Annotated in this window: 22 protein-coding genes; 10 read left to right on the forward strand and 12 right to left on the reverse strand. The window is 63.9% G+C overall.

Annotated features, from left to right (window positions below; translation table 11 throughout):
• Positions 1-132: 132 nt before the first annotated feature.
• From IVA80_RS07800 to IVA80_RS07820, 5 genes are all read right to left on the reverse strand, one after another.
• A complete protein-coding gene (locus tag IVA80_RS07800) occupies positions 133-2,856 on the reverse strand; it encodes an EAL domain-containing protein (RefSeq protein WP_247427545.1) in 2,724 nt (907 codons plus the stop codon).
• Positions 2,857-3,103: 247 nt separating this feature from the next.
• On the reverse strand, positions 3,104-3,634 hold the full coding sequence (moaC, locus tag IVA80_RS07805) for a cyclic pyranopterin monophosphate synthase MoaC (RefSeq protein ID WP_247427548.1): 531 nt from the start codon (positions 3,632-3,634) through the stop codon (positions 3,104-3,106).
• A gap of 1 nt (position 3,635) precedes the next feature.
• Positions 3,636-4,457 carry an indole-3-glycerol phosphate synthase TrpC gene (trpC, locus tag IVA80_RS07810; protein ID WP_247427551.1) on the reverse strand — a complete coding sequence of 274 codons (822 nt, stop codon included), beginning with the start codon at positions 4,455-4,457 and terminating at the stop codon, positions 3,636-3,638.
• 7 nt (positions 4,458-4,464) lie between these two features.
• Positions 4,465-5,478 (reverse strand): anthranilate phosphoribosyltransferase, encoded by a 1,014-nt coding sequence (gene trpD, locus IVA80_RS07815; RefSeq protein WP_247427554.1) that lies wholly within the window; start codon positions 5,476-5,478, stop codon positions 4,465-4,467.
• 14 nt (positions 5,479-5,492) lie between these two features.
• A complete protein-coding gene (locus IVA80_RS07820; protein ID WP_247427556.1) occupies positions 5,493-7,391 on the reverse strand; it encodes a SurA N-terminal domain-containing protein in 1,899 nt (632 codons plus the stop codon).
• 223 nt (positions 7,392-7,614) lie between these two features.
• Here IVA80_RS07820 and tpiA point away from each other — a divergent pair, with 223 nt between their 5' ends.
• From tpiA to IVA80_RS07850, 6 genes are all read left to right on the forward strand, one after another.
• Positions 7,615-8,370 (forward strand): triose-phosphate isomerase, encoded by a 756-nt coding sequence (tpiA, locus tag IVA80_RS07825; protein ID WP_247427560.1) that lies wholly within the window; start codon positions 7,615-7,617, stop codon positions 8,368-8,370.
• Positions 8,371-8,510: 140 nt separating this feature from the next.
• Entirely contained in the window at positions 8,511-8,897 is a 387-nt protein-coding gene (gene secG / locus IVA80_RS07830; RefSeq protein WP_247427564.1) for a preprotein translocase subunit SecG, read from the forward strand.
• Between the two features lie 166 nt (positions 8,898-9,063).
• A complete protein-coding gene (locus tag IVA80_RS07835; protein WP_247427566.1) occupies positions 9,064-10,695 on the forward strand; it encodes a CTP synthase in 1,632 nt (543 codons plus the stop codon).
• A gap of 83 nt (positions 10,696-10,778) precedes the next feature.
• Positions 10,779-11,105 carry an NIPSNAP family protein gene (locus tag IVA80_RS07840; protein ID WP_247427569.1) on the forward strand — a complete coding sequence of 109 codons (327 nt, stop codon included), beginning with the start codon at positions 10,779-10,781 and terminating at the stop codon, positions 11,103-11,105.
• 121 nt (positions 11,106-11,226) lie between these two features.
• Positions 11,227-12,078: a 3-deoxy-8-phosphooctulonate synthase gene (gene kdsA, locus IVA80_RS07845; RefSeq protein ID WP_247427571.1), complete on the forward strand. Its 852-nt coding sequence runs from the start codon at positions 11,227-11,229 to the stop codon at positions 12,076-12,078.
• A complete protein-coding gene (locus IVA80_RS07850; RefSeq protein ID WP_247427573.1) occupies positions 12,078-13,289 on the forward strand; it encodes an MFS transporter in 1,212 nt (403 codons plus the stop codon). The genes kdsA and IVA80_RS07850 overlap by 1 nt, the downstream gene beginning before the upstream one ends.
• 212 nt (positions 13,290-13,501) lie before the next feature.
• Here the strand turns inward: IVA80_RS07850 and IVA80_RS07855 are convergent, their stop codons facing one another.
• From IVA80_RS07855 to IVA80_RS07875, 5 genes are read right to left on the reverse strand one after another with little or no spacing between them, the layout of a single operon-like run.
• The gene (locus tag IVA80_RS07855) at positions 13,502-14,407 is read right to left on the reverse strand and encodes a CoA ester lyase (RefSeq protein WP_249809734.1); all 906 of its coding nucleotides are present in this window, start codon (positions 14,405-14,407) and stop codon (positions 13,502-13,504) included.
• Positions 14,404-15,666 carry a CoA transferase gene (locus tag IVA80_RS07860; RefSeq protein WP_247427578.1) on the reverse strand — a complete coding sequence of 421 codons (1,263 nt, stop codon included), beginning with the start codon at positions 15,664-15,666 and terminating at the stop codon, positions 14,404-14,406. Before IVA80_RS07860 ends, IVA80_RS07855 begins: the two co-directional genes overlap by 4 nt.
• A complete protein-coding gene (locus IVA80_RS07865; protein WP_247427580.1) occupies positions 15,650-16,753 on the reverse strand; it encodes an ABC transporter ATP-binding protein in 1,104 nt (367 codons plus the stop codon). The genes IVA80_RS07860 and IVA80_RS07865 overlap by 17 nt, the downstream gene beginning before the upstream one ends.
• On the reverse strand, positions 16,746-18,485 hold the full coding sequence (locus IVA80_RS07870) for an iron ABC transporter permease (RefSeq protein WP_247427582.1): 1,740 nt from the start codon (positions 18,483-18,485) through the stop codon (positions 16,746-16,748). The genes IVA80_RS07865 and IVA80_RS07870 overlap by 8 nt, the downstream gene beginning before the upstream one ends.
• Positions 18,475-19,593 (reverse strand): extracellular solute-binding protein, encoded by a 1,119-nt coding sequence (locus tag IVA80_RS07875; protein WP_247427584.1) that lies wholly within the window; start codon positions 19,591-19,593, stop codon positions 18,475-18,477. Before IVA80_RS07875 ends, IVA80_RS07870 begins: the two co-directional genes overlap by 11 nt.
• 102 nt (positions 19,594-19,695) lie before the next feature.
• Here IVA80_RS07875 and IVA80_RS07880 point away from each other — a divergent pair, with 102 nt between their 5' ends.
• Complete coding sequence (locus IVA80_RS07880) at positions 19,696-20,370, forward strand: GntR family transcriptional regulator (RefSeq protein ID WP_247427587.1); 675 nt, start codon at positions 19,696-19,698, stop codon at positions 20,368-20,370.
• 81 nt (positions 20,371-20,451) lie between these two features.
• Here IVA80_RS07880 and queF read toward each other — a convergent pair whose 3' ends face one another.
• Positions 20,452-20,904 carry a preQ(1) synthase gene (queF, locus tag IVA80_RS07885; protein WP_247427591.1) on the reverse strand — a complete coding sequence of 151 codons (453 nt, stop codon included), beginning with the start codon at positions 20,902-20,904 and terminating at the stop codon, positions 20,452-20,454.
• Positions 20,905-20,955: 51 nt separating this feature from the next.
• Positions 20,956-21,933, reverse strand: coding sequence for a lyase (locus IVA80_RS07890; RefSeq protein WP_247427594.1), 978 nt, complete (start codon positions 21,931-21,933; stop codon positions 20,956-20,958).
• Between the two features lie 174 nt (positions 21,934-22,107).
• Here IVA80_RS07890 and eno point away from each other — a divergent pair, with 174 nt between their 5' ends.
• The 3 genes from eno (at position 22,108) to IVA80_RS07905 (ending at position 25,676) form a co-directional block, all read left to right on the forward strand.
• Positions 22,108-23,391 (forward strand): phosphopyruvate hydratase, encoded by a 1,284-nt coding sequence (eno, locus tag IVA80_RS07895; RefSeq protein ID WP_247427597.1) that lies wholly within the window; start codon positions 22,108-22,110, stop codon positions 23,389-23,391.
• Between the two features lie 33 nt (positions 23,392-23,424).
• Positions 23,425-24,564 (forward strand): zinc-binding dehydrogenase, encoded by a 1,140-nt coding sequence (locus IVA80_RS07900; RefSeq protein ID WP_247427600.1) that lies wholly within the window; start codon positions 23,425-23,427, stop codon positions 24,562-24,564.
• Between the two features lie 113 nt (positions 24,565-24,677).
• A complete protein-coding gene (locus IVA80_RS07905) occupies positions 24,678-25,676 on the forward strand; it encodes an MBL fold metallo-hydrolase (protein WP_247427603.1) in 999 nt (332 codons plus the stop codon).
• Positions 25,677-25,719: the final 43 nt, after the last annotated feature.

The raw sequence follows: 25,719 nt of genomic DNA on the forward strand, positions 1-25,719 counted from the left end.
GGGGCCGGCCACGGGGCAACTGCACTGGGATTCGGTGACGCATTGCCGATATATAGACCAAACAGTCTTTAATTCCAAGCGGCCCCGCTTGGCCCCATGAACTGACGATCGCGCCTGTGTGGGGACAGATCCCTAGCTCGCCTCGCGGCGGTGGCTTTCCTTGCCGCCGCGCTGGGCAAGGCGGCTGCGGTGCAGCGCGAACAGCTCCAGCACCTTGTCGGCCGGCTTCGCGGCGCTGAACAGATAGCCCTGCATCTCCGAGCAGCCGAGCGCGCGGAGCAGGCGCTGCTGCTCCTCGGTCTCGACGCCCTCGGCCGTGGTGGTCATGCGGCGGGCGGCAGCTAAGTTGACGACGGCTTGCACGATGCTGGCGGAGCCGTCGGGACCGGCGATGTCGTTGACGAAGCAGCGGTCGATCTTGATCTTGTCGAACGGGAAGCGGTGCAGATAGCTCAGCGAGGAGTAGCCGGTGCCGAAATCGTCGAGCGCGATGCGCACGCCGATGGCGCGGAGCTGGTGCAGGATCGCAAGCGCGGTGTCGTCGTCGCGGATCAGTACGGCCTCGGTGATCTCGAGCTCGAGCCGGCTCGCCGGCAAATTGGAGGCGGCAAGGGCCGCCATGATCTTCAGCGCCAACGTGCCGCTCTTGAATTGAACCGGCGAGACGTTGACGGCGAGGCGGATGTCGTCGGGCCAGTTGGCGGCATCGCGGCAGGCGGTTGCCAGCACCCATTCGCCGATCTCGTTGATCAGGCCGGTGTCTTCGGCGATCGGGATGAACTCGGCGGGCGAGACCATGCCGCGCTCGGGATGGCGCCAGCGCACCAGCGCCTCGCAGCCGGTGATGCGGTCGTCCTTCAGGGCGAGGCAGGGCTGGTAGTAGACCTCGAGCCCGCCATAGGCGATAGCGTGGCGCAGATCGATCTCGAGCTGGCGCCGCTCGCGAATCTTGGCGTCCATCTCCGGCTCAAAGAAGCGATAGGTCCGGCGTCCTGCGGCCTTGGCGGCGTACATCGCCATGTCCGCGTTCTTCAGGATCTGGTCCAGCACCGTGCCGTGTGCCGGCGCCAACGCGATGCCGATGCTGGCGTCGCTGGTGAGATGATGGCCCATGCAGTCGAACGGCGTGCGGATGGCCTCGAAGACCCGCGCGACGAGATCGCTAACCTGCTCCAGCGACGTCACCGCGCTTTGCACGATGGCGAATTCGTCGCCGCCGAGCCGCGCCACGAAGTCCGCCGGGCCTGCGCAGCGGCGCAGACTCCGCGCGACCGATTTCAACAGCTCGTCGCCGACGAGATGGCCGAGTGCGTCGTTGACGCCCTTGAACTCGTCGATGTCGATGTAATGCACCGCGATCTCTTCCTCGCCGGCGATGGCAGCCAGCTCTTCGCGCAGATGCTCGTGGAACAGGGTGCGGTTGGGCAGATCGGTCAGCGCATCATAGTGGGCGAGGTGGGTGATGCGCTCCTCGGTCCGCCGGCGCTCGGTGACGTCTTCGTGGGTCGCCACCCAGCCGCCGTCCGCGAGCGGCTCGTTAAGGATGTGGATCGAGCGCCCGTCGGACGTATCGACCACCATGGAGTTGCGCACATGGATGTCGCGCAGCACGCGCGCGACATACGAGTCCAGGTCGCCTGTGAACGAGCCGGTGGCCTTGCGGTGCGCAATGATGTCGTGGAAACTACAGCCGGGTCTCACGACATCGGCCGACAGCCCGTACATCTCGATGTAGCGCTGGTTGCACACCACGAGCCGCCGCTCGGCGTCGAACAGCAGCAGGCCCTGCGTCATGTTGTTGACGGCTCGGTCGAGGCGCTGTTTCTCCAGCGTCAGTCGCTCGCGGGAGGCACGGTGCTGCTCCAGGAGCTTGCGCACGATCGCGATCAGCACGCCCGCAATGGCGAGCGCGGAGGCGCTTGCAACCGAGATCAGGATGCCAATCTGTTCGCGCCAGTCCGTCAGCGCGGCCGTGCGCGTCATGGTGGCCATCATCAGGATCGGGAAGTGGGGCAGGGCGCGCGAGGAGATCAGCCGGTCCTCACCGTCGACGGGGCTCATGAAGCGGCCGACGAAATGATCGAGCCCGAAGACCCTCTGATGCTCGAACGGGCCGGCCTTGAAATTCCTGCCCATCAATTCGCTGGAATGGGGATAGCGGGCGAGCAGCGTGCCGTCCCGATGCAGCATCGAGATCGTCGCGCCCCCGCCGAGCACGACGGAGGCGAAGAATTTCTCGAAACTGGCAGGCTCGATGCCGCGCCCGACCACCCCCATGAATTCGCCGTTCGGCCCGACGATCTTGCGGATGATCAGGATGGTCCATTCGCCGGAGATGCGGCTGTGCACCGGCTCGATCAGCACGTCGGGTGCATGCGGATCATATCTGAAAGTCCGGAAATAGGCGCGATCGGCAACGTTGACCTTTGGTGCCGGCCATGTCGTTGAGGAGTTGATCAGGTTGCCGTCGGCATCGATGATGTTGACGCCGCCCATATAGGGCAGCGCCTCGATCTTGGAACGGAGCATCCGGTGGATGTCCTGGCCGGAGAGGCGTTTGCGATAGTCCTCCGCGCTCGCAATCCCGTTTGCGCGAACATGGTCGACGAAGTCCTTCTGGATGACCGCGAAATCCTGCAATTGCTGGTCGAAATGATGGGTGAGCAGCAGCACGGTGTTTTCCAGCTCGCGGCCGGAGTTGCGCAGCGCGCGTTCGCGAAAGTTCTGCGCCATCAGCGTGGCACCGATGGCGATCGCGGCGATCAGGAATATCCCACCCACCACCAGCCAGCGGATCGGCCCGCTGCGGACGAGCGCTGCCTGGTCGAAGAGGCGACTGCCGAATCTCGTCATCATGCTCGATCATTACCGTGCACACGCCAGGGTCAACTCTCGGCCCTGGAAACATCCGTTGGTTTACGGGAACTGGGTGGAGGCGAAGTTAGGAAGCGCGGTTAACGCGTCATGAATGGACGCGCACAAAAGCAATCAATGCCCGGGGCGGCCGGCATTGCGCTTGCCATCATCACCATCGTGAACGGCATGGGCAGCAGGCTCAGCGCAAATTCGGATCGATCAGCAGGTCACGGAAGTAGCGGCGCGCTCAGGCGCGGTAGTGGCCCGACTTGCCGCCGAGCTTCTCGACGAGATGGATGCCCTCGATGCGCACGCCGCGTTCCACCGCTTTGATCATGTCGTAGATGGTGAGGCAGGCGACCGAAACGGCCGTGAGCGCCTCCATCTCGACGCCGGTCGGACCCGTCACCTTCACGCTGGCCCGGACGAGGCAGCCCGGCAGTTTCGCGTCGGGCTCGATGTCGACCGTGACCTTCGACAGGGCGAGGGGATGACAGAGCGGGATCAGCTCCGAGGTGCGCTTGGCGGCCATGATGCCGGCGATGCGCGCGGTGCCGAGCACGTCGCCTTTTTTGGCGTTGCCCGAGACGATGAGATCAAGCGTCGCCTTGGTCATGATGACGCGGCCTTCGGCGACCGCGAGCCGCTCGGTCGACGCCTTGTCCGACACGTCCACCATCCGGGCCTCGCCGGAGGCGGCGATATGGGTGAGGGCAGGGCCGGCCGTCTTGGAAGGCTTGGTCTTGGAAGGCTTGGTCTTCGAGGGCTTGCGCGCCATGTCAGCGCGTACCCGTCGCGCGCGGCGCGTTCTCGCGCGCGAGCAGCGTGCGGGTGGCGGCGGTCACGTCGGCCTGGCGCATCAGGCTCTCGCCGACCAGGAAGGTCGACATGCCGGCGCGTTCGAGCCGGCCGAGATCGGCGGACGTGAAGATGCCGCTCTCGCCGACCATCAGCCGCTCCGCAGGGATCAGCGGCGCCAGCGTCTCGCTGGTCGCGAGCGTGGTCTCAAAGGTGCGCAAATTCCGGTTGTTGACGCCGATCATCGGCGAACGCAGCTTCAGCGCGCGGTCGAGCTCGGCGCGGTCGTGGATTTCGATCAGCACATCCATGCCGTAGGCGAGGGCAGCGTCCTCGAGATCTTTGGCGGTGGCATCGTCGAGCGCGGCCATGATGATCAGGATGCAGTCGGCGCCATGCGCGCGCGCTTCAGTCACCTGGTAGGTGTCGAACATGAAATCCTTGCGCAGCACCGGGAGCGACGTCGCCGCGCGCGCCGCCACCATGAAGTCGAGATGGCCCTGGAACGATGGCGTGTCGGTCAGGACCGACAGACAGGCCGCGCCGCCGGCCTCATAGGCCTTGGCGAGAAGCGGCGGATCGAAATCGGCGCGGATCAACCCTTTCGACGGCGATGCCTTCTTGACCTCGGCGATCAGCGCGTAGTCGCCATTGGCGTGCTTGGCCTTGATCGCGCGCACGAAGCCGCGCGGGGCGGGTTGCGCCTTGGCCTTGGCCTCGACTTCCGGGAGCGGCTGCGCGCGCTTGGCGGCTGCGATCTCCTCGCGCTTGTACGCTTCGATCTTGGTCAGGATGTCCGACATGTCAGGCTCAGCCGTTCGAAACCGCGATCAGATGCTTCAGTCGCGCGCTCGCGGCCCCGCTGTCGAGCGATTTGGCGCCGATCGCAACGCCCTCCTTGAGGTCCTTGGCGCGACCGGCCACGACCAGCGCGGCGGCGGCGTTTATCAGCGCCACATCACGATAGGGGCTCGGCTTGCCGTCGAGCACGCTCTGCAAGGCGATCGCATTGGCGTCGGCGTCGCCGCCCTTGAGCGCACCGGGATCGCAGCGCGACAGGCCGGCGTCTTCCGGCGTCACCTCGAAATTCCGGATCTCGCCATTGTGGAGCGCGGAGACGAAGGTCGGGCCGGTGAGGGTGATCTCATCGAGGCCGTCGGAGCCGTGCACGACCCAGGCGGATTCGGAGCCGAGGTTCTTCAGCACTTGCGCCAGCGGCTGCACCCATTGCCGCGAGAACACGCCGACCATCTGCCGCTTTACGCCCGCCGGGTTCGACAGAGGGCCGAGCAGGTTGAAGATCGTGCGCGTGGCGAGCTCGACCCGGGTCGGGCCGACGTTCTTCATGGCGGGATGATGGGCGGGGGCGAACATGAAGCCGATGCCGCATTCACGCACGCAGAGCCCCACCTGCTCAGGCCTGAGATCAATTTTCACGCCGAGCGAGGCCAGCACGTCGGCCGCGCCCGAGCGCGACGACAGCGCGCGGTTACCGTGCTTGGCCACCGGCAGGCCGGCGCCCGCGACGATGAAGGAGGCGCAGGTCGAGACGTTGACCGAGCCGGAGCCGTCGCCGCCGGTGCCGACGATGTCGACGGCTTCGGGCGGTGCCGTCACGGTCAGCATCTTGGAGCGCATCGCCGAGACGGCGCCGGTGATCTCGTCGACGGTCTCGCCGCGCACCCTGAGCGCCATCAGGAGGCCACCCATTTGCGAGGGGGTGGCCTCGCCGGACATCATGGCATCGAAGGCGGAAGCTGCTTCGTCACGCGACAGGCTGGCGCCGGTCGCCACTTTTCCAATGATCGATTTCAGGTCGTCCATCGCGTGCTTTCAACTCACTGGTTCGCGCCGGTCACCTGCGCGAAGGCGGCCTGATTAATCGTGGTCCCGATGTCGGTTTCGAGCTTGTTGACGTAGGAGGCGACCTGCTCGTCGGTTAGCGCGCGGTCGAGGCTGTCCTTCAGCTTCTTCACCGCGTCGGAGGCGGCGTCGAGCGCGGGTTCGACGATGTCTGTGACGCGGAAGATGATCACCTCGCTGCCGCCGCTCACGGCCGTCTGTCCGACTCCGTCCTTGGCAGTGCGGAAAACGGCCGAAATGACGTTGGCGGGCACGCCGGCAGGCGAGTCGTCACGCTTGAAGCCGGTGGCGGTCTCGACCTTGGCGCTGATCGCGGCAGCTTCATCAGACAGCTTGTCGCCCTGTTCGAGCTTCTGCACCATCTCGGTCGCCTTGGTTTTCAGCTTGGCGGCGATCTGGTCCTGGCGCCAGCGCGCCTCAACCTGGTCGCGGACCTCGTCGAGATTGCGGTCGCGCGAGGGCGTGATGGCAAGCACGTCGTACCAGACATAGCCGCCCTTGAACGAGATTGAGTCGTTGTCGACCCCGACATCGGTGTTGAAGGCCTGCGACACCACGTCGAGGCCCTGCGGGATGCTGGAGACGGGCTGGCCGTTCGGAGCACGGCCGGAGCGGTCGACGGCGTCGACGGTCACGGCGGCAAGACCGAGCTTCTGCGCCGCGTCGATCACGCTGGCGCCGCCGCCGCGCTCGTCTTCCATCTTGTCGCGGAGATCGGCGATCTTGACGCGCGCGCGCTCGGTCGCGATCTCGCGCTTGATGTCGCCGACAACGCTGGCGTAGTTCGCCTCAGCGCCAGGCTCGATCTTGTCGACCTTGACGATCGCGGTGCCGAGACGGCCCTGGATCGGCTGGCTGATCTCACCGGCGGGAAGCGAGAAGGCGGCGTCTCCGACCGCGGGATCGAGCGAAGACTTGGTCACGAGGCCAAGGTCGACGTCGGACGCGCTCAGCCCGCGCTCCTTGCCGAGGTCCTCGAACGACATCCCGCCAGCAAGGCGCTCGCGCGCGGTCTGCGCCTCGGCCGCGTTGGGGAATACGATCTGATGAATCTGGCGCTTCTCCGGCGTGCCGAGCCGGTCCTTGCGCTGATCGAACACTTTCTTGGCGTCCTCGTCGGAGACTTCGCTCCATTTGCCGATCTCTTCCGGCGAGACCACGACGAAGGAAATCTTGCGATATTCGGGCGCGCGGAACTGGACCTTGTGATCCTCGAAATAGGCGGCGAGCGTTTCGGGCGAGGGTGCGTCGATGGTGCCCGCCTGCGCGGCGTCGAGCCTGACGAATTCGATCGCACGCTGCTCGTTCTGGAACCGCGTCAGCACGTCAATCATGGCCTTCGGCGGTTCGAGGCCGGCGCCGATCGTGCCAGTGATCTGCCGGCGCAGCGACACCTTGCGTTGCTCGGAGACGTAGCGCTGCTCGGTGTAGCCGAAATTGCGGATCAGGGCCTGAAAGCGGTTCGGATCGAAGCTGCCGCCGACGCCCTTGAAGTTGGGGTCGTTCATGATGACCTGGCGGATCTGCTCGTCGGACTGGCCGAGCCCGATCCGGCGCGCCTCTTCATCGAGGGCGGCTTCCGCGATCGTCTGCTGGAGCACCTGGCGGTCGAGGCCGAAGGCGCGCGCCTGGTCGGGCGTCAGCGGCCGGCCGAACTGGCGGCTGATCTGTTGCAGCCGCTCGGTATAGGTCTGCCGGAACTCGTTCAACGAGATTTCGGTGCCGCCGACCTTGGCCAGGGTGGACTGCCCGAAGCCTTTGAAGATGTCGGCGATGCCCCAAACGCCGAAACTGATGATCAGCACACCCATCACCACGGCCATGATGGTCTTGCCGAGCCAGTTTGATGAGGCCTTGCGCATTCCTCGAAGCATTTGGTCCAACTTATTTGGCAGGAGGGGAACGGGAGCGCGTCTTAATGCAGATTCCGCAGAAGCGCGTCACCAAATTGATAGATCATCATAAAGTGGCAGCTTTCCCCCCGCAACCTCAGGTCAGGCGGTCTCTCGAAGCTGCGGTTAAAAGCCCTTAGCTCTCTGGAACTGCCGCAACAGCTCTGCTAGCGCATGCACAAACCTCATTTTGCTGGAAATTGACATGACCGATGCCATCCGACCGCTGATCGCCGGCAACTGGAAAATGAACGGCCTCAAGGGCTCGGCTGCCGAATTCGACGCCATGCTCAAGGGCGCGGCGGAGGTGGCCGCCAAAGCCGACTTGCTGATCTGCCCGCCGGCGACCCTGATCGCGGCCTATGCCGGCATGGCGAGCGGCAAAAAGGTCGCGGTGGGGGCGCAGGATTGCCACCCCGAGGCCTCCGGCGCCCATACCGGCGATATCGCCGCCGAAATGCTGACAGACGCGGGCGCGACCGCCGTCATCGTCGGCCATTCCGAGCGTCGGGCCGACCACGGCGAGGGCGATGCGCTGATCCGGCAGAAGGCCGAGGCCGCCTGGCGCGCTGGCGCGACGGCGATCGTCTGCATCGGCGAAACGCAAGGCCAGCGCGATGCCGGCCAAACCCTGGACATCGTGCGCAGCCAGCTTGAGGGCTCCCTGCCGGACGGCTCGACCGCCGCCAACCTGGTCGTGGCCTACGAGCCGGTCTGGGCGATCGGCACCGGCCTGACCCCGACCGCCCGGGATGTCGAGCAGATTCATGGCTTTATCCGGGAACTCCTGACCTCCCGGTTCAGGGCGGACGGGGCGAAGATGCGCATCCTGTACGGCGGCTCGGTCAAGCCGTCGAACGCGACCGAGCTGATGGCCGTGAAAAACGTCAACGGCGCGCTGGTCGGCGGCGCCAGCCTGAAGGCGGCCGATTTCCTTGCGATTGCGAAGGGCTGCCCCTAGCTAACCTCAAAGCGCGGCCGCGGCTGATCTGGGGTGGCAATGCCGTTTCCGATCGTGTAACACCGCGCAACTTCAGGAAAACCCGCGAAGCGCGATCGGCTGCCGGCACCGGCGCTGTCGGCTTGTGACGGAAGGGTACTATGCAGACTGTTGTCATTGTCATTCACCTCATGATCGTCGTCGTCATGATCGGCGCCGTCCTGCTCCAGAAATCGGAAGGCGGCGGCCTCGGCATGGGGGGAGGTGCAGGCTTCATGTCGAGCCGCGGCACCGCGAATCTTTTGTCGCGGACGACTGCTGTTCTGGCCGTGGGCTTCTTCCTCACCAGCCTGTTCCTGTCCTGGTACGCCGGCTACGACCGCAAGCCGTCCTCGATCATCGGCCAGCCGACGTCGCAGACCCAGCCCGCCGGTGGCGGGCCGATCGCGCCGCCGACCTCGGGCGGCATTCTGGATTCGTTGAAGAAGTCGGATGAGCAGCAGCAGAACCAGGCGCCCGCCGGCCCGCAGGTGCCGCGCTCGCAATAAAGCAGGGGGGCCATGCAGGGGGACTTCTACCGTCCTGCATCAACAATCCCCATCAAGGCTCTGTCATCACTCTTTGTTTTGGTTCACCCACAGGCCCGCAAAATCTTTGGGGCGGAATACGAATCGCTTTGGCGAATCGGATTCGAGGGATTAGAGGTTAAGTCCCATGGCGCGGTACATATTCATCACCGGCGGCGTGGTTTCCTCGCTCGGCAAGGGTCTGGGTTCAGCGGCACTCGGTGCTCTGTTGCAAGCCCGGGGCTACAAGGTCCGCCTCCGCAAGCTCGATCCTTATCTCAACCTCGATCCCGGAACGATGTCGCCGTATCAACACGGCGAAGTGTTCGTGACCGATGATGGCGCGGAGACCGATCTCGATCTCGGTCACTACGAGCGCTTCACCGGGCGGCCTGCGACCAAGGCCGACAACATCACGACCGGACGCATCTACCAGGACATCATCTCCAAGGAGCGCCGCGGTGACTATCTCGGCGCCACCATCCAGGTGGTTCCGCATGTCACCAACGCCATCAAGGAATTCGTCCTCGACGGCAACGATGATTACGATTTCGTGCTGGTGGAGATCGGCGGCACTGTCGGCGACATCGAAGGCCTGCCGTTCTTCGAGGCGATCCGTCAGCTTAAGAACGAGCTGCCGCGCGATCACGCCGTCTACATCCATCTGACGCTGCTGCCTTACATCCCGAGCGCCGGCGAGCTCAAGACCAAGCCGACGCAGCACTCGGTGAAGGAGCTGCGCTCGATCGGCATCCAGCCGGACATCCTGCTCTGCCGCACCGACCGCGAGATCCCGAAGGAGGAGCGGCGCAAGCTGGGGCTGTTCTGCAACGTGCGCGAAAGCGCCGTGATCGAGGCGCGCGACGTCGACAACATCTATGCCGTGCCCGAGGCCTATCATAACGCGGGCCTGGACGACGAAGTGCTCGCCGCCTTCGGCATTGGCTCGCGGATTCCGCCGGAGCTGCGAAGCTGGCAGCAGATCAACGAGCGCGTCCGCAGTCCCGAAGGCAACGTCACCATCGCCATCGTCGGCAAATACACCGGCATGAAGGACGCCTACAAGTCGCTGATCGAGGCGCTCTCGCATGGCGGAATCGCCAACAAGGTGAAGGTCAATCTCGACTGGATCGAGAGCGAGATCTTCGAGAAGGAAGATCCGGCGCCGTTCCTCGAGCACGTCAACGGCATTCTGGTGCCCGGCGGCTTCGGCCAGCGCGGCGCCGAAGGCAAGATCCGCGCGGCGCAGTTCGCGCGCGAGCGCGACGTGCCGTATTTCGGTATCTGCTTCGGCATGCAGATGGCGGTGATCGAAGCCGCGCGAAATCTCGTCGGCATCGAGGAGGCCAATTCCACCGAATTCGGTCCGACTAGGGAGCCGCTGGTCGGCCTGATGACGGAATGGCTGCGTGGCAACGAGCTGGAGAAGCGTTCCAAGGCCGGCGATCTCGGCGGCACGATGCGTCTGGGCGCCTATCCCGCGGCGCTCAGCCGCGGCAGCCGCGTCTCGCAGATTTACGGCGACGCGACCGAGATTTCGGAGCGCCACCGCCACCGCTACGAGGTCAACACCGCCTATAAGGACCGCCTCGAGCAGCACGGGCTGAAATTCTCCGGCCTGTCGCCCGATGGCATTTTGCCGGAGATTGTCGAGTACGAGGATCACCCCTGGTTCATCGGCGTCCAGTTCCACCCCGAGCTGAAGTCGCGGCCCTTCGAGCCACACCCGCTGTTCGCCTCGTTCATTCAGGCGGCGATGGTGCAGAGCCGGTTGGTGTAGCGCATTCTCGCCCTTTGACGATTGCGACGTTTGTTGCGACAACTCTCTGCCGCAAGAACAGCAATGCAGGGAGTTGAACTTCGATGATCTACGAAATGCGCGTCTATCGCTGCGTGCCCGGCCGTTTGCCGGCGCTGCTGAAGCGGTTCGAGACGGTGACGCTGAAGCTTTGGGAAAAGCACGGCATTCGCCAAGCCGGGTTCTTCACCACGCTGATCGGTGAATCCAACCAGGAGCTGACCTATTTCCTGGCCTGGGACTCGCTCGCCGAGCGCGAGAAGAAGTGGGGTGCGTTCATGACCGATCCGGACTGGATGGATGCGCGAGCGAAGTCGGAGGCGGACGGCCAGATCGTCGGCAACATCGTCAGCCAGTTCCTGACGCCGACGGCCTTCTCGTCGGTGAAGTAGGGCACCCCGGAAGCCTTGCGGAGAGCTTTGGCGCAATCCTGATATTCGAATGGCCGGGCCGAATAGGGTTGATCCGACCTGTTCGGCCGCTATGGTCGCGGCGAAACGAGGGAAATTGGCCTTGAGCTCTTCGAATTCAGCAGCGCCGGTCGTCACCATTGGCACGGTCAAGTTCGGCAATGATCTGCCGATCTCGATCATTGCCGGGCCGTGTCAGCTCGAAAGCCGCCAGCATGCGCTGGAGGTGGCCTCCGCGCTGAAGGAGATCGCCGCGCGGCTGAAGATTGGCCTCGTGTACAAGACCTCGTTCGACAAGGCCAACCGCACCAGCGCGTCGGCTGCCCGCGGTCTCGGGCTCGCACAGTCGCTGCCGATCTTCGCCGAGATCCGCGCCTCGCTCGGCTTGCCGGTCCTGACCGACGTGCATGACGCTGCGCAGTGCGCCGAGGTGGCGCAAGCCGTGGACATCCTCCAGATCCCGGCCTTCCTGTGCCGGCAGACCGATCTGCTGCTGGCGGCGGCCGCGACGGGCAAGGTCGTCAACGTCAAGAAGGGGCAATTTCTCGCGCCCTGGGACATGGCGAATGTCGTGACCAAGATCACGAGTGCTAACAACCCCAACGTGCTCGTCACCGAGCGCGGCGCCTCGTTCGGCTACAACACGCTGGTCTCCGACATGCGTGCGCTGCCGATCCTGGCGCGCACCACCGGCGCGCCCGTGATCTTCGACGCCACCCATTCGGTCCAGCAGCCCGGCGGGAAGGGGACTTCCTCCGGCGGCGAGCGCGAATTCGTCCCGGTGCTCGCACGCGCGGCTGTTGCCGTAGGCGTTGCCGGCGTCTTCATCGAGACCCATCCCGATCCTGATCGCGCACCCTCGGACGGGCCCAACATGGTGCCGCTGCGCGAATTCGAAGGACTGATTCGCACGCTGATGGCGTTCGACGCGCTGGCAAAAAGCACAATGCGCTGATGCACCAGCCTGTGACGAGGCCGTCCTCCGACCAGAAGTTTCCGCCCGCGATCAATATCATCGCGCTCGCCGGATTCTCGGCGGCGTTGTCGACGCGGGCGCTTGATCCTGTCCTGCCGCATGTCGCGGACGACTTCGCGATCAGCATCACGACGGCGGCGAGCATCGCGGCCGGATTCGCCTTGATCTACGCGCTGGTTCAGCCGGCCATCGGAGCGGCTGCCGACCTGTTCGGCAAGGCGCGATTGATGACGCTGTGCCTGGCGCTGCTCGGCGTCGCCTGCATTCTCGGCGCGCTCGCCAGCTCCTTCTCGGGCCTGTTCGCGAGCCGCATCCTGGCCGGCATCGCCGCGGGCGGCGTGTTTCCCGTCGCACTCGGCCTGACCGCCGACCTCGTTGCGCCCGCCAAGCGGCAGGTCGCGATCGGGCGCACGATGGCCGGTTCGATGACCGGCAATCTGCTCGGCTCATCCGCCAGCGGAATCATTGGCGATCTCATCGGGTGGCGCGGCGTGCTCGCGATCCTCGGGGCACTCGGCCTCATTGCGGCCGTCGCGGTTGCGGCGGGCTTTCGTGGTGCCGCGCTGACGGCACCGCCGAAGACCGACCTGAAAACCTTGAGGCAGGGCTACCGCACCATCTTCGCCAATCCCAACACGCGCTTCTGCTACTCGGCCGTGTTCGTGGAAGGCTGCTGCGTGTTCGGCCTGTTTCCCTTCATAGCCGCTTTCCTGTTCGATCTCGGCGAGAAATCTCTGTCGATCGCGGGCGTCGTGATCGCGGGTTTTGCGGTCGGTGGGTTGTTCTACACCTTGACGGTATCGCGCTTCCTGCCGCGGCTCGGCGTCAAGGGCATGATGATCGCGGGCGCGAGCCTCGTGGGGTTGCAGCTCGGCGTGCTCGCCTTCGGTCCTGGCTGGAAGCTGCAATTCGTCAGCATGCTGGCGATGGGCTGGGGCTTCTACATGATCCATGGCTGTTTGCAGGTGTTCGCCAGCGAGCTGTCGATCGGGGCGCGGGCGACGGCGATGTCGCTGCACTCGTTTTTCTTTTTCATGGGGCAGACCGTCGGTCCGCTCGCCTATGGGTTCGGCCTCGCGCATGCCGGCAAAGGACCGACCCTGCTTACGAGCGCGGGAATCATGGTGGTGCTGGGCCTCGTCTGCGCCCGCCTGCTCAAACAGCGGGCACCTTCTGACGCGCGCGCCTGACGAAGTATTGGATTACCGATTCCTGCATTTTTCCGTGGAAGAACGGTAGCGCAATCCCTTCGATCTTTAATCAAATCTCACCCTTCGATCCCTGAAGTGCCGGCAAGTCGTCGGTTGCGGCATCATCTGCGTAGCCGAGCGCGCCCTATCGCTCGGACCCCGTTCCCCGGATGCAGCCTGGCTTGCGGCGTGGCGCGCTGAGGCCGGCAAAATCAACGAGACCGATGCGCCCGCGCAGCGATCGCTTGCGCGCGCTCGAGGAGTGCTTCTGCCCGCTGAACGATCGGGATGTCGATCATCTTGCCATCGATGGCGAAGGAGGCGCGCCCTTCGGCCGCCGCCTGCTTGTTGAGTGTAACGACCCGCTCCGCGTCAGCCACCTCATGTGGGGATGGGCTGAAACCCGCGTTGAGGATCGGCACCAGAGATGGGTGAATACAGGCAGAGCCCACGAATCCAAAATCCGCTGACCGCCTCACGATCCTGGTATAGCCTTCCAGATCGGAGAAATCGGCTACCGAGCCGATGGTGCCGAGCGGCATGATACCCGCGGCTCGCGCTGCCTGCACAATCTGTTGCTTGGGCATCAACAGGGTCTCTTCCGTCGGCTTGGCGCCGATGGCGGTCGCATAATCTTCTGCCCCCAATGAAATGCCCGCCAGCCGCGGGATCGACCGCGCGATGTCATGGGCCCTGGAGAGCGGTCCCGGCGCCTCGATCAGGCCGACGAACCAGATCTTGCCGAGGGGCAAACCGCGATCGATCTCCAATCTTGTCACCATTTCGTCGAGCAGGCGCAGATGCTCGGCGCCTTCGACCTTGGTGATCTTGATCGCGTCCACGCCGGGGATGACGGCCGCTTCCAGATCGGGCACCGCCAATTCGAGCGGCTGGTTGATCCGCACCATGACGTCCGAATTCCCGGTGTCGCGAAAGCGCTTCACGATGCCGGGTATCAGCGCGCGGGCGTTCGCTTTTTCAGCAAGCGGGACACTATCCTCGAGATCGATGATCAGTGCGTCCGCGCCACGCTCGACGGCTTTGACGACGAACCGCTCCACGTTCGCGGGTACGAACAGCGCCGAGCGCCAGACCGGGAATTTTCGTTGAACTGTCATGTCCTGGTTTCCTTCACAAGGCCCGAGGCGAGGGCGGTATCGATCTCGTCGGAGCTGAGGCCGGATTCGGCCAAGATGGTGCGGCTGTGCTGTCCGAGCCGTGGCGCCGGCGTCCGGATGCTGCCCGGCGTTTCGGACAGGCGCACCGGAACGGCGTGCATCGGGAACGTTCCCATGTCCTCGTCGGGATAGTCGGCCAGCAGTTCGCGGGCCCGAACGTGGCGATCGTTCATCAATCGCACGGTATCGTTGACCGGACCGATGGTCACCTCGGCCGCTTCGAAGAAAGCCACGTTGTCATCGACCGTCCGCGTCGCAATGAAATCGCCGATGATCTTGTCCAGTTCGGCGACATGGACGAGCCTCTGTTCGTTAGTCCTGAACCGCGGATCATCGCAAAGCTCGGGGCGGCCGATTGAACGCAGCACCCGCATTGCCATACCTTGCGTGGAAGCCGACAGGCAAACCCAACCGCCATCGAGTGTACAATAGACGTTGCGCGGCACCGAGCCGCTTGAGCGGCTCCCGCTGCGCGGCTTGACCACGCCGGTCAAACGATAATTTGCCGCCTGAGGACCGAGCGAGTTGACGATCGGGTCGAGCAGCGGCAGATCGATCACCTGTCCTTTTCCGCCGTTGATTTCGACTTCCCGCAACGCCGCCATGGCTGCGAACGCTCCGGTGAGACCGGACAATGCGTCCGCGAGATACATCGGCGGCAACACCGGCTCGCGATCAGGGAATCCGTTCATCTCGGCGAAGCCGGAAAAGCCTTCCACCAGCGTCCCGAAGCCGGGGCGGCGATGATAAGGGCCGGTCTGTCCCCATCCCGATATTCGAACGATCACGAGCTTGGGCTCGAGCCGTAGCAGTTCTTCGGGAGGAAGCCCCATCTGCTCGAGCGTACCGGGACGGAAGCTTTCAATCAGCATCGCTGCGCCGGGAATGAGCTTGCGAATCAGCGGCACCGCTTCATCGCGACGAAATTCCAGACAGATGCTGCGCTTGTTGCGCGAATGTATCTTCCAGTTCGTTTCGACACCCTTTGTACGCCAGCCACGCAGGGTATCGCCTTCGCGCGGTTCGACCTTGACGACATCGGCGCCGAAGTCGGCGAGATGCTGGGTGAGCAGATTGCCCGCGACCAGCCTCGAAAGGTCGACGACGCGAAGCCCTGTCAGCGGGCCGCGGACGCCGGGCGTATAGTCGCCCCGATGCAGTCCGCTTTCGGGTGAGGTGGCGTCAGTGAGATTTGCCATGGTTCCGATCTGTAAACAGGATGCCGCCGGTTACAGGCAGCCACAGGCGCAATTGGCGGTCAGTCGTTGCGTCCTGGGTTTCGATGCGAATCTGATTTCCGCCGACGCTCAATCCGATTTGCCACCGGCCACCAACGTAGGAATGGCTGACCACGTCGGCCTCGATGATCGAACCTCCGATCGTCTGGTCGTTGGCTGCTGCCAGGCGCATCTGCTCGGGACGATAGGCAAACGTGACCTTGTCGCCCAGCGACGGACGTTTGTCGGACTTGATCAGAATGCGCTGACCGTCGGCGAGACTGACCAGCGTCTGCCCATCGCCGTCGGGCGCCCCGACCACGTCGCCGCTCAGAAAATTCGTCGTCCCGATGAAGTCGGCCACGAAACTGTCCGCCGGCCGCGTGTAGATCTCCTGGGGCGAGCCGATCTGACTGATACGGCCGCCATTCATGACGACGATGCGGTCGGACAAGGCCAGTGCTTCGACCTGGTCGTGTGTCACGTAGATCGTCGTCAAGCCAAGACGCGTGCGTAATTCGGCGAGCCAGGTCCGGGCACGGTCGCGCAGCTTCGCGTCGAGGTTCGACAGGGGTTCGTCAAGCAAGAGGATTTCGGGCTGGTAGACCAGCGTTCGCGCGAGTGCGACGCGCTGCTGCTGGCCACCGGAAAGCTGATGTGGATAGCGATCCTGAAGGCGCTCCATCTCGACGAGAGCAAGACTCTCCTCGACGCGGCGCTTGCAATCGGCGGTCGACACCTTGCGCAGCTTGAGCGGAAACACGACGTTGTCGTAAACCGTCATGTGCGGCCACAACGCGTAGCTCTGGAATACGAGCCCGCAATTGCGGGCTTCCGGCGGCAGGAAGATCGCCTTCTCGCCGTCGAAATAGGTCTTGTTGCCGACGCGGATGCGGCCGCTCGTCGGCTGATCCAGTCCGGCAATGGCGCCGAGGGTCGTTGACTTGCCGCACCCCGACGGCCCCAGCAGCGTGACGAACTCCCCATCCGCAACGTGGATGTTGACATCGTCGATCGCTTTGACCGGTCCGTACCGCTTATGCAGGTTCTCGATCAACAACTCAGCCATAAAGCTTCACTCCGAGAAAGGCGCGCGCCGCCGTGACACAGATCCCGATCACCAGGATCTGTATGGTCGCCAGCGCGGATACCAGGCCGACCTCGCCCTGAGTCCAGGCTTGAAGCAGCGTGGTCCCGATGACCTCGCTGCCAGGGGCGAACAGGAAGATCGCGGTCGTGTACTCCTTGAAGAACGTGATGAAGAGGATGATGAAGCAGGCGACGAGCGCCGGCCGGAGCAAAGGCAGAACGATCCGCCGGCTCGTCGTCCACCAGTCCGCGCCCTGCGTGCGTGCGGCGCGGTCGAAATCCGGACTCATCTGCAACAACATCGGCGCGACCGCACCGAGCCCCACGGGAATGAAGTGCATCGTGAAGGCGGCCACCAGAATCCAGATCGTGTTTCGAAGGCTTCCCAGGCCTGGAACGAGCGCAAACGCGTAGAAGAAACCCACGCCGGCCACGACACCCGGCACTGCGCGGGGAAACAGCGCGATGTAGTGCAGTGGGCCACGCCATCGGAAGTCCGACCGCAGCACGATGATGGCGATCAGAGCGACCATCGCGGTGGCGATGACGCCGCCGAGCGTGCTGACGATGAACGAATTCCAGATAGAGCGTAGGTAGACCGGATATTCGAGCATGTTGGTGAAGTTGCCGAGCGTCAGCACCTCGGTGATCGGCACCATCGGCGACAGCAGGCTTGTGAAAGCGCGCAGCAGGAGCGCGCCGATCGGCATCACGACCGTTGCGGTGATGTAGATTGCAGCGACGGTGCAAAGCGGCCAGCGCAGTCCGTTCAAGCGGAAAGGGCGCGGTCGTGTGGCTTTGCCACCCAGTGTGACAAAACGCCTTGTGTTGCCGAGCAGACGTCCTTGCAACCAGACCAGGACGCAGACGACGGCCAGCATCAGCACGGCCGCCGTTGCCACCAGCCCGTGATCGGGGCGGGCCGACGCCACGCCGTTATTGTAGAGGAAGGTGGTCAGCACGGTGATGCCGACGGGATCTCCGAACACCAAAGGGATCGCGAGCAGTTCCAGTCCCACCGTGAAATTCAGCACGGCACTGTAGGCGATCGCCGGCATCAGCAGCGGCAGCGTGATCCGCCACAAGGTCCTCAAGGTGCCGGCGCCGGCCACGCGCGCGGCTTCCTCCAGTGTCGGATCGGTAATCGAGGCCGATGACATGCAGTAGATGTAGGCGACGGGGGCTTGCGAGACGCCGGCGATCATCGCCATGCCCGGCAAAGAGTAAAGATTCCAGGGCGCGCCGTCGAAGATCGACTGGATCAGAAGCGTCAGGTAACCGGCCGGCCCATAGATCGTGTACCAGCCGAACGACAGCACCAGCGCGGAGAGATAGATCGGCCACAGGAAGAGCTCACCGAAAAGCCGTGCGAACGGCATGTCGGTGCGGCCGAACAGCACCGCCGCCAACGTGCCTAGTGTTTGCGAGATGACGGTGGTGAGGGTGGCGAAGACTAACGTGTTCCAGATCACGAGGCCGAAGCCGTCGGTGCGAAGCAGGCGGCCGAAGTTGTTCAGCGTCAGCTGCTGGCCGGAATCATAGAGCGCGCGGTCCAGTATGGATTGATAGAGGACGGGAAGCAGAGGCGCTGCGATCAGGCCGACCGTCAGCAGCGCCATGCCGTACTGGATGACGGTATCCCGGCCGGGTAGCGGCTTCGGCAAAGCATCTGCCGACGCGGGCCTGAGCGTCGTGCTTGCCTCAAGCGACATTGAAGGTTTTTTTCCAGCGTGCCACGAAGCTGTCGTAGTCCCGCAGGGCGTCCCGGTCGTAACCGATGTAGCAGATGTTCTGCTCGCCAACGGCTTCCACGATCGAAGAATACGTATGGCGGATGCCGTCGCCCGGTTGCACACCTGGACGCGCCGGCGTCAGGCCACCTCGTCCGAATGCGCGCTGCCCGTCTTCCGAGATGACGTAGTCGAGCATCAATTTGGCGGCGTTGACGTTCTTCGAGCCCTTCGGAATGGCGATTCCCCGCAGCACGACGGGCTGGCCGTCTCCGATGAAACTCCAACCGAGGATTCGTGCCCGCGCCGGATCATTAAGCCGCGGCCAGAAGGTGATGGCCGAGACAAACCAGCCCGTGACGTATTCGCCCGAGGTGACCTTTTCGGTCATCGGCCCGCCGGAGCGTTCGAAACGCGGCGAAAGCTTTGCAAGCTGCGCGAACCAGTCCCAGGCCTTCTCGCCATGCTTCTTCACGAACGCATAGCTGATGCCGTAGCCGAAAGTCGTTTGATGCACGCCGTAGCTGGTGATGCGGTTACGCCAGGCTTTCTCATTTGCGACCGCAAGTTCGACGAATTCGGCAAGGGTCTTGGGCCGCTTGCCGTCAGGCACCAGGGCATTATTCCAGATCAGCGCCATCGGATCGGACGAAACGGTGTAGACGCCGGGAAACGGCTTTGACCAATCCGGCCAAGCCTTGGCTTCGGGCGACGCATAGTCGAGGACTTCGCCGCGCTCCTGGAAATCGATCCATCCGCCCGGATCGGCGGTCGCGATGAGGTCGCAGGTGCGGCTGTTGGTGCTCCGCTCAGCCAGATAGCGCTCGAAGCTCTCGCGGGAGGCGGGGAGATCCAGGGTCTCGACCTTGATCTTCGGGTAGAGCTTGTTGAAGCCCTCGATCACGGGCCGCCAGTTTTCCGGCGACATGATCGAATAAATGAGGAGGCTGCCCTCGTTCTGGGCGTCCTCGATAATTTTTTGATAGATCTCAGGATATCCGTTCGGCGCAGCCTGGGCCGTGCCCCGGAGCCCCATCGTGGCACCGAGCATCGACATCACCATTAAGCTTCTACGATCGATGCCGGACATCCACTGTTCCTCCCGTCGCCGCGATTTGTTATGCATATTTATTGGCGCCAATTTGTGCGCAATAATTTTGGCAAGTCAAGCGCGTCAAAGAGGGAAGCAGCCATGAAAGTACGGAAGGAGCAAAGGCGATTGTTGGCGGCGGAAATCGGTGCCGCCATCCTCCAGGGCGACTATCGGCCGGGCGAATGGTTGCGCCAGATCGACCTCGAAGAAGCGTTCGTTGCCAAACGGTTTGACGTTCGAAGTGCGCTGACCCAACTCGCCGCAAGCGGGATGGTCACTCATGTCGAAAATCGCGGATACCGGGTCGCCCAGCCCGACTTGAACGTAGTGCGCGAGATCTTGGCAATTCGGATGCTGCTCGAGGTCGAAGCGGTCACACAGGCGCTACCGAACATAGGGCCGGCTGAACTGGAGAACATCAAGCTGGCCCAAAAGACTTTTGAAGATGCTGTGGTGCGCGGCAGCAAAGCCGATCAAGCAAATACCAACGCAGCCTTTCACGACGAAATCTACCGTCATGCAGCGAACCGATCGCTCGCCAGCCTCATCGTGGAGATCCGAAACCGCGCCAGACCAGGACCGATCGCCTTGTGGCCGTCGAATGCCGAGTTGCAGAGAAGTGCTGCACACCACGTCGAGATTGTCGATGCGATCGAGTCTCGCAATCTCGCTGCACTCATTGCAGCGGTGCGGCGCCACATTGCAGAATCCGGCGCCAACTATCCGGCGCGCGATCACGGTCCGATCAGGGAGACCTCGGCAGCCCCCGGCTAGTGGAGAAAGCTCCCGTGTGTTTCCGCTGCGTTGGCGCCCAGTTAGTGTGGCATGACGCTTCAATTCGTGATCGAGAAAAAACTAGCCCCGCCCGCGGTACGGCGCGACACCTTGCTCCGGGACCCAGAGGCCCTTCGGCACGCGGCCGGTCTGCCAGAACACGTCGATGGGAATGCCGCCGCGCGGATACCAGTAGCCGCCGATGCGCAAGAACTTCGGCTTGATCTCGGAGGCGATGCGCTTGCCGATCATCACGGTGCAGTCCTCATGGAATGCGCCGTGATTGCGGAAGCTCGCGATGTAAAGCTTCAGCGACTTCGACTCCAGCAGCCAGGGGCCAGGCGCATAGTCGATCATCAGATGCGCGAAATCCGGTTGTCCCGTAACCGGGCAGAGCGAGGTGAATTCCGGCACAGTGAAGCGCACCAGATAGTCCGTGCCGCTTTGCGGATTGGGCACGCGGTCGAGCTGGGCTTCTTCCGGTGTGTGCGGCCACTCGACCGCGCGGCCGAGCTGGAGGGATTTTTTCGCCATCGTCGTCACATCCTGTTTTGGGTGCCGGGATGGACGCAAATGTCGCTGTCGTCAACCAGCCGCGACCGTCTGGATCATGACGATGCGGTCGTTGCCGGACTCGCAGCCCCAGAGCTCGCCCGGACGGCCGTCGAGCTGGCGCACATTGGCATTGGCCCTGTCGCTGGCGAAAACGTTGAACCGCTCGGTCGTGGGATCGAAGCGGACGATGGCATTGGCGGCGAAATCGGTGAGCCAGACCTTGTCCTTGTCGTCGACATAAACGGCATAGGTGCGGGGACGATCGCCCGGCAGCTTCCAGGTTTTCCAGGAGCCGTTGGCGGGATCGTGCACCGAGACATGGCCGCTGTTCCACTCGCTGACCCAAATCCGGCTTTGCGAATCTGACCAGACCCGCCGCGAACCCTGGTTCGGTGTCGGCGGCTCGACCACGGTCGCATTGCCGCTCGCCAGATCGATCTTCGCGATATGGCTGCCGGCGAGCGAGGCGTACCAGACCTCGCCCTTGGGCGTGACCGTGATGCCGTAGGGGCCGACGCCCTTCGGTGCCTTGAACACCGTCATGTCGCCGGACTTTGGTGCGAGCCGTCCGTAATACCCGGACTGGCCGGTGAACCAGTAGGTGCCGGCTTTGTCGAACACGCCGGTGTTGAGATTGGCGGAGGCGAATTTCTCCGGCAAGCGGAACAGCGTGACCTTGAGATCGCCGGGATCGACTCGCGCGATCGCGTTCTGGCCGCCCTCGGTGATCCAGGGCGCCCCGTCGGGGCCGATCGTCACGCCGTGCGGGGCGGCGCCCTGGCCGAGGCTCACGGTCTTGAAACTGCCGTCCTTCGGATCGAGCCTGCCAAGCATGCCCTGGCCCTGCGCGGTGAACCAGACCGTGCCATCAGGAGCGGGCGCGAGGTCGTGCAGGCCGATGCCAGGGCTGATCGGGAAATATTTTGTCCGGAACGGGGCTTCCTGCGCAAAACCTGGGCGGACGGCGAGGGTGGCGACGCTCGAGGCAAGAAACTGGCGGCGATTCATGGCGTTACCCCGACTGTTTCAGATTGAGGTTGGACGCGCAGATCAGGCGAAGTCTAGCTTAGCCTTGGGGGCTTCGCGCGCCAGTCAAAGCACGCGGTCCAAGCGTTCACATTTGCTTGCGCTCCGTGTAAGACCCGCGGCACCGATCAGCCCTAACGAACGGAAGTGGACATCATGACCGCCATCATCGACATCATCGGCCGCGAAATTCTCGATAGCCGTGGCAATCCCACCGTCGAGGTCGACGTCGTGCTGGAAGATGGTGCGCTCGGCCGTGCCGCGGTGCCCTCCGGCGCCTCCACGGGCGCTCATGAGGCGGTGGAACTGCGCGATGGCGACAAGGCTCGCTATCTCGGCAAGGGCGTCACCAAGGCGGTCGGCGCCGTCAACGGCGAGATCTTCGAGGCCCTGAGCGGCCTCGATGTCGAGCAGCAGGCCCAGCTCGACCAGATCATGATCGACCTCGACGGCACCGCCAACAAGAGCCGGCTCGGCGCCAATGCCATTCTCGGCGTGTCGCTGGCCTGCGCCAAGGCGGCCGCGAATTCGCTCGACATGCCGCTCTATCGCTATGTCGGCGGCACCTCGGCGCGGCTGCTGCCGGTGCCGATGATGAACATCATCAATGGCGGCGTGCATGCCGACAATCCGATCGACTTCCAGGAGTTCATGATCCTGCCGGTCGGCGCATCTTCCTTCGCCGAGGGCCTGCGCTACGGTACGGAGGTCTTCCACACGCTGAAATCCGAGCTGAAGAAGGCCGGGCACAACACCAATGTCGGCGACGAGGGCGGTTTTGCCCCGAACCTGCCGTCGGCCGACGCCGCGCTCGAGTTCGTCATGAACGCGATCGGCAAGGCCGGCTACAAGGCAGGGACTGACATCGTGATCGGTCTCGACTGCGCCTCGACCGAGTTCTTCAAGGATGGCAAGTACGTCTATGAAGGCGAGGGCAAGACCCGCTCGATCTCCGAACAGGCCAAGTATCTTGCTGACCTCGTCTCGCGCTATCCGATCGTCACCATCGAGGACGGTATGTCGGAAGACGACATGGACGGCTGGAAGGAGCTCACCGACCTCATCGGCAAGAAGTGCCAGCTGGTCGGCGACGATCTCTTCGTCACCAACGTCAAGCGCCTTGCCGAAGGCATCAAGGCCGGCCGGGCCAACTCGATCCTGATCAAGGTCAACCAGATCGGCACGCTGACCGAGACGCTCGCCGCCGTCGAGATGGCGCACAAGGCCGGCTACACCTCGGTGATGTCGCACCGTTCCGGCGAGACCGAGGATTCAACTATTGCCGACCTCGCGGTCGCCACCAACTGCGGGCAGATCAAGACCGGCTCCCTTGCACGTTCTGACCGCACCGCCAAATACAACCAGCTCCTGCGCATCGAACAGCAGCTCGGCAAGCAGGCACTCTACGGCGGCAAGGCGGCACTGAAGGCGCTGGCGTAAGCCGGCGCTTTGACAAAACAGGGGAGGATCGAGATGAGCGACGGCAAGACCGGACTGCAACTGCGTTCGCTGATCAAGACGAGCGGCGAGCTCGAGATCTCGCTCGCCGATGTGTCGACCCCTGAACCCGCCGCGGACGAGGTCGTCGTCCGCGTCGAGGCGGCGCCGATCAACCCGTCCGACCTCGGGCTCCTGATCGGCGCGGCCGATATGAGCACGGCGAAGGCGTCGGGCACGAAGGACTCTCCCGTCATCACCGCGAAAGTGCCGGAGGGCGCGATGCGCGCGATGGCAGGCCGGCTCGACGAATCCATGCCGGTCGGTAACGAAGGCGCGGGCGTCGTCATCAAGACCGGCTCGTCCGATGCCGCGAAGGCGCTGATGGGCAAGACCGTCGCCATGATCGGCGGCGCGATGTACGCGCAGTATCGCACTCTGAAGGTGCGCGAGTGCCTGCCATTGCCGGAAGGCACCACGCCGGCTGAAGGCGCCTCCTGCTTCGTCAATCCGCTCACAGCGCTCGGCATGACCGAGACCATGCGGCGCGAGGGTCACAAGGCGCTGGTGCACACCGCGGCCGCCTCCAATCTCGGCCAGATGCTGAACAAGATCTGCATCAAGGACGGCATCCCGCTGGTCAACATCGTGCGCAGCAAGGAGCAGGCCGACATCCTGCACAAGCTCGGCGCCAAATACGTCGTCGATTCCACCGCGCCGAGCTTCCTCGGCGATCTCACCGATGCGCTGGTCGAGACCGGCGCCACCATCGCGTTCGATGCCATCGGCGGCGGCAAGCTCGCCGGCGACATCCTCAACTGCATGGAAGTCGCGATCAACAAGACCGCGAAGGAGTACAGCCGTTACGGCTCCAACGTGCACAAGCAGGTCTATGTCTACGGCGGACTCGATGTCCGTCCGATCGAGCTGCCGCGCGGCTTCGGCATGGCCTGGGGCGTCGGCGGCTGGCTGCTGTTTCCGTTCCTGATGAAGATCGGGCAGGCTGACGCGGCAAAGCTGCGCCAGCGCGTGGTCGATGAATTGAAGACCACCTTCGCGAGCCACTACACCAAGGTGGTGTCGCTTCAGGAGGCGCTCGATCCCGCCAACATCGCGGTCTACGCCAAACGCGCCACCGGCGAAAAATTCCTCATCAACCCAAATAAATTGTCGTGATGTGCGACGGCACGTCACGCAAAAGAGGTCTTGCCTTCTGAGCGAAGCGGGAGATTATTCCGCCGCCATTTGAAAGCGGAAAAGCCGCAGGGCGCTCAGAAGGGGACCTCTCCATGACCGATCTCAATCGCCGCCATTTGCTCGCAGGCGCCGCCGCGCTCAGTGCGGCTGCCGTGACCAGGCTTGGACCGACCGCCGCCAATGCCGCAGTGCCGCAAGCCGGGACGCAGGCGCCGGGCTTCTACCGCTACAAGGTCGGCAGCTACGAGTGCACATCGATCAATGACGGTGCGCGCACCTTCCCGATGCCGGACAAATTCGTCGTCAACGCGCCGAAGGAGGAAGCGCTGGCCGCGGGCGAGGCGGCCTACATGCCGAAGGACATGGTCACGGTGCCGTTCAATCCGCAGCTCATCAACACCGGCTCCAAGCTCGTGCTGATCGACACCGGCAACGGTGTCGCCAATCTCGAGCCCAGCAAGGGCGCAGTCGGCCGCACGCTGCAAAACCTCACTGCTGCCGGCGTCGATCCGAAGAGCATCGACATCGTGCTGCTCTCGCATCTGCATCCCGACCACACCAACGGCATCCGCCTCGCCGACGGCGCGCTCGCCTTCCCGAACGCGGAGATCATGGTGCCGGGCAAGGACTGGGAATTCTGGACCAGCGAGGACAACACCGCCAAGGCCGAGTCCAATCCGATGATGAAGAACTATTTCGCCAACGTGAAAAAGACCTTTGCCGGTCTCGAATCCAAGGTGACGAAGTATGAGTGGGGCAAGGAGGTCGCGCCGGGCATCACCTCGATCGCGACGCCGGGCCACACCCCCGGCCACACCTCGTTCGCGGTCGCCTCGGGCGACGCCAAGGTGCTGATCCAGTCCGACGTCACCAACATTCCGGAATTCTTCCTGCGCAATCCGGACTGGCATGTGGTGTTCGACACCGATGCCGCGCTGGCGCAGGAGACGCGCCACAAATTCTACGACATGGCGGCAGCCGAGAAGGCGACCGTGATCGGCTTCCACTTCACCTTCCCCTCGGTCGGTCATGTCGAGAAGGAAGGCGCCAAGTATCGCCTGATCCCGTCGGCGTGGAATCCGACGATCTGATCCGGATCAGCCGATTCCGGGAAACATCAGGCCGCCGCTTGGC

It is taken from the genome of Bradyrhizobium sp. 139 (genome assembly GCF_023074175.1).
In the GTDB taxonomy this organism is placed as follows: Bacteria; Pseudomonadota; Alphaproteobacteria; order Rhizobiales; family Xanthobacteraceae; genus Bradyrhizobium.

What these genes read in the sequence shown, in the direction of transcription:
- IVA80_RS07800 (WP_247427545.1), bottom strand. Translation starts at nt 2,856, where the DNA reads ATGATGACGAGATTCGGCAGTCGCCTCTTCGACCAGGCAGCGCTCGTC.
- moaC (WP_247427548.1), bottom strand. Translation starts at nt 3,634, where the DNA reads ATGGCGCGCAAGCCCTCGAAGACCAAGCCTTCCAAGACCAAGCCTTCC.
- trpC (WP_247427551.1), bottom strand. Translation starts at nt 4,457, where the DNA reads ATGTCGGACATCCTGACCAAGATCGAAGCGTACAAGCGCGAGGAGATC.
- trpD (WP_247427554.1), bottom strand. Translation starts at nt 5,478, where the DNA reads ATGGACGACCTGAAATCGATCATTGGAAAAGTGGCGACCGGCGCCAGC.
- IVA80_RS07820 (WP_247427556.1), bottom strand. Translation starts at nt 7,391, where the DNA reads ATGCTTCGAGGAATGCGCAAGGCCTCATCAAACTGGCTCGGCAAGACC.
- tpiA (WP_247427560.1), top strand. Translation starts at nt 7,615, where the DNA reads ATGACCGATGCCATCCGACCGCTGATCGCCGGCAACTGGAAAATGAAC.
- secG (WP_247427564.1), top strand. Translation starts at nt 8,511, where the DNA reads ATGCAGACTGTTGTCATTGTCATTCACCTCATGATCGTCGTCGTCATG.
- IVA80_RS07835 (WP_247427566.1), top strand. Translation starts at nt 9,064, where the DNA reads ATGGCGCGGTACATATTCATCACCGGCGGCGTGGTTTCCTCGCTCGGC.
- IVA80_RS07840 (WP_247427569.1), top strand. Translation starts at nt 10,779, where the DNA reads ATGATCTACGAAATGCGCGTCTATCGCTGCGTGCCCGGCCGTTTGCCG.
- IVA80_RS07850 (WP_247427573.1), top strand. Translation starts at nt 12,078, where the DNA reads ATGCACCAGCCTGTGACGAGGCCGTCCTCCGACCAGAAGTTTCCGCCC.
- IVA80_RS07855 (WP_249809734.1), bottom strand. Translation starts at nt 14,407, where the DNA reads ATGACAGTTCAACGAAAATTCCCGGTCTGGCGCTCGGCGCTGTTCGTA.
- IVA80_RS07860 (WP_247427578.1), bottom strand. Translation starts at nt 15,666, where the DNA reads ATGGCAAATCTCACTGACGCCACCTCACCCGAAAGCGGACTGCATCGG.
- IVA80_RS07865 (WP_247427580.1), bottom strand. Translation starts at nt 16,753, where the DNA reads ATGGCTGAGTTGTTGATCGAGAACCTGCATAAGCGGTACGGACCGGTC.
- IVA80_RS07870 (WP_247427582.1), bottom strand. Translation starts at nt 18,485, where the DNA reads ATGTCGCTTGAGGCAAGCACGACGCTCAGGCCCGCGTCGGCAGATGCT.
- IVA80_RS07875 (WP_247427584.1), bottom strand. Translation starts at nt 19,593, where the DNA reads ATGTCCGGCATCGATCGTAGAAGCTTAATGGTGATGTCGATGCTCGGT.
- IVA80_RS07880 (WP_247427587.1), top strand. Translation starts at nt 19,696, where the DNA reads ATGAAAGTACGGAAGGAGCAAAGGCGATTGTTGGCGGCGGAAATCGGT.
- queF (WP_247427591.1), bottom strand. Translation starts at nt 20,904, where the DNA reads ATGGCGAAAAAATCCCTCCAGCTCGGCCGCGCGGTCGAGTGGCCGCAC.
- IVA80_RS07890 (WP_247427594.1), bottom strand. Translation starts at nt 21,933, where the DNA reads ATGAATCGCCGCCAGTTTCTTGCCTCGAGCGTCGCCACCCTCGCCGTC.
- eno (WP_247427597.1), top strand. Translation starts at nt 22,108, where the DNA reads ATGACCGCCATCATCGACATCATCGGCCGCGAAATTCTCGATAGCCGT.
- IVA80_RS07900 (WP_247427600.1), top strand. Translation starts at nt 23,425, where the DNA reads ATGAGCGACGGCAAGACCGGACTGCAACTGCGTTCGCTGATCAAGACG.
- IVA80_RS07905 (WP_247427603.1), top strand. Translation starts at nt 24,678, where the DNA reads ATGACCGATCTCAATCGCCGCCATTTGCTCGCAGGCGCCGCCGCGCTC.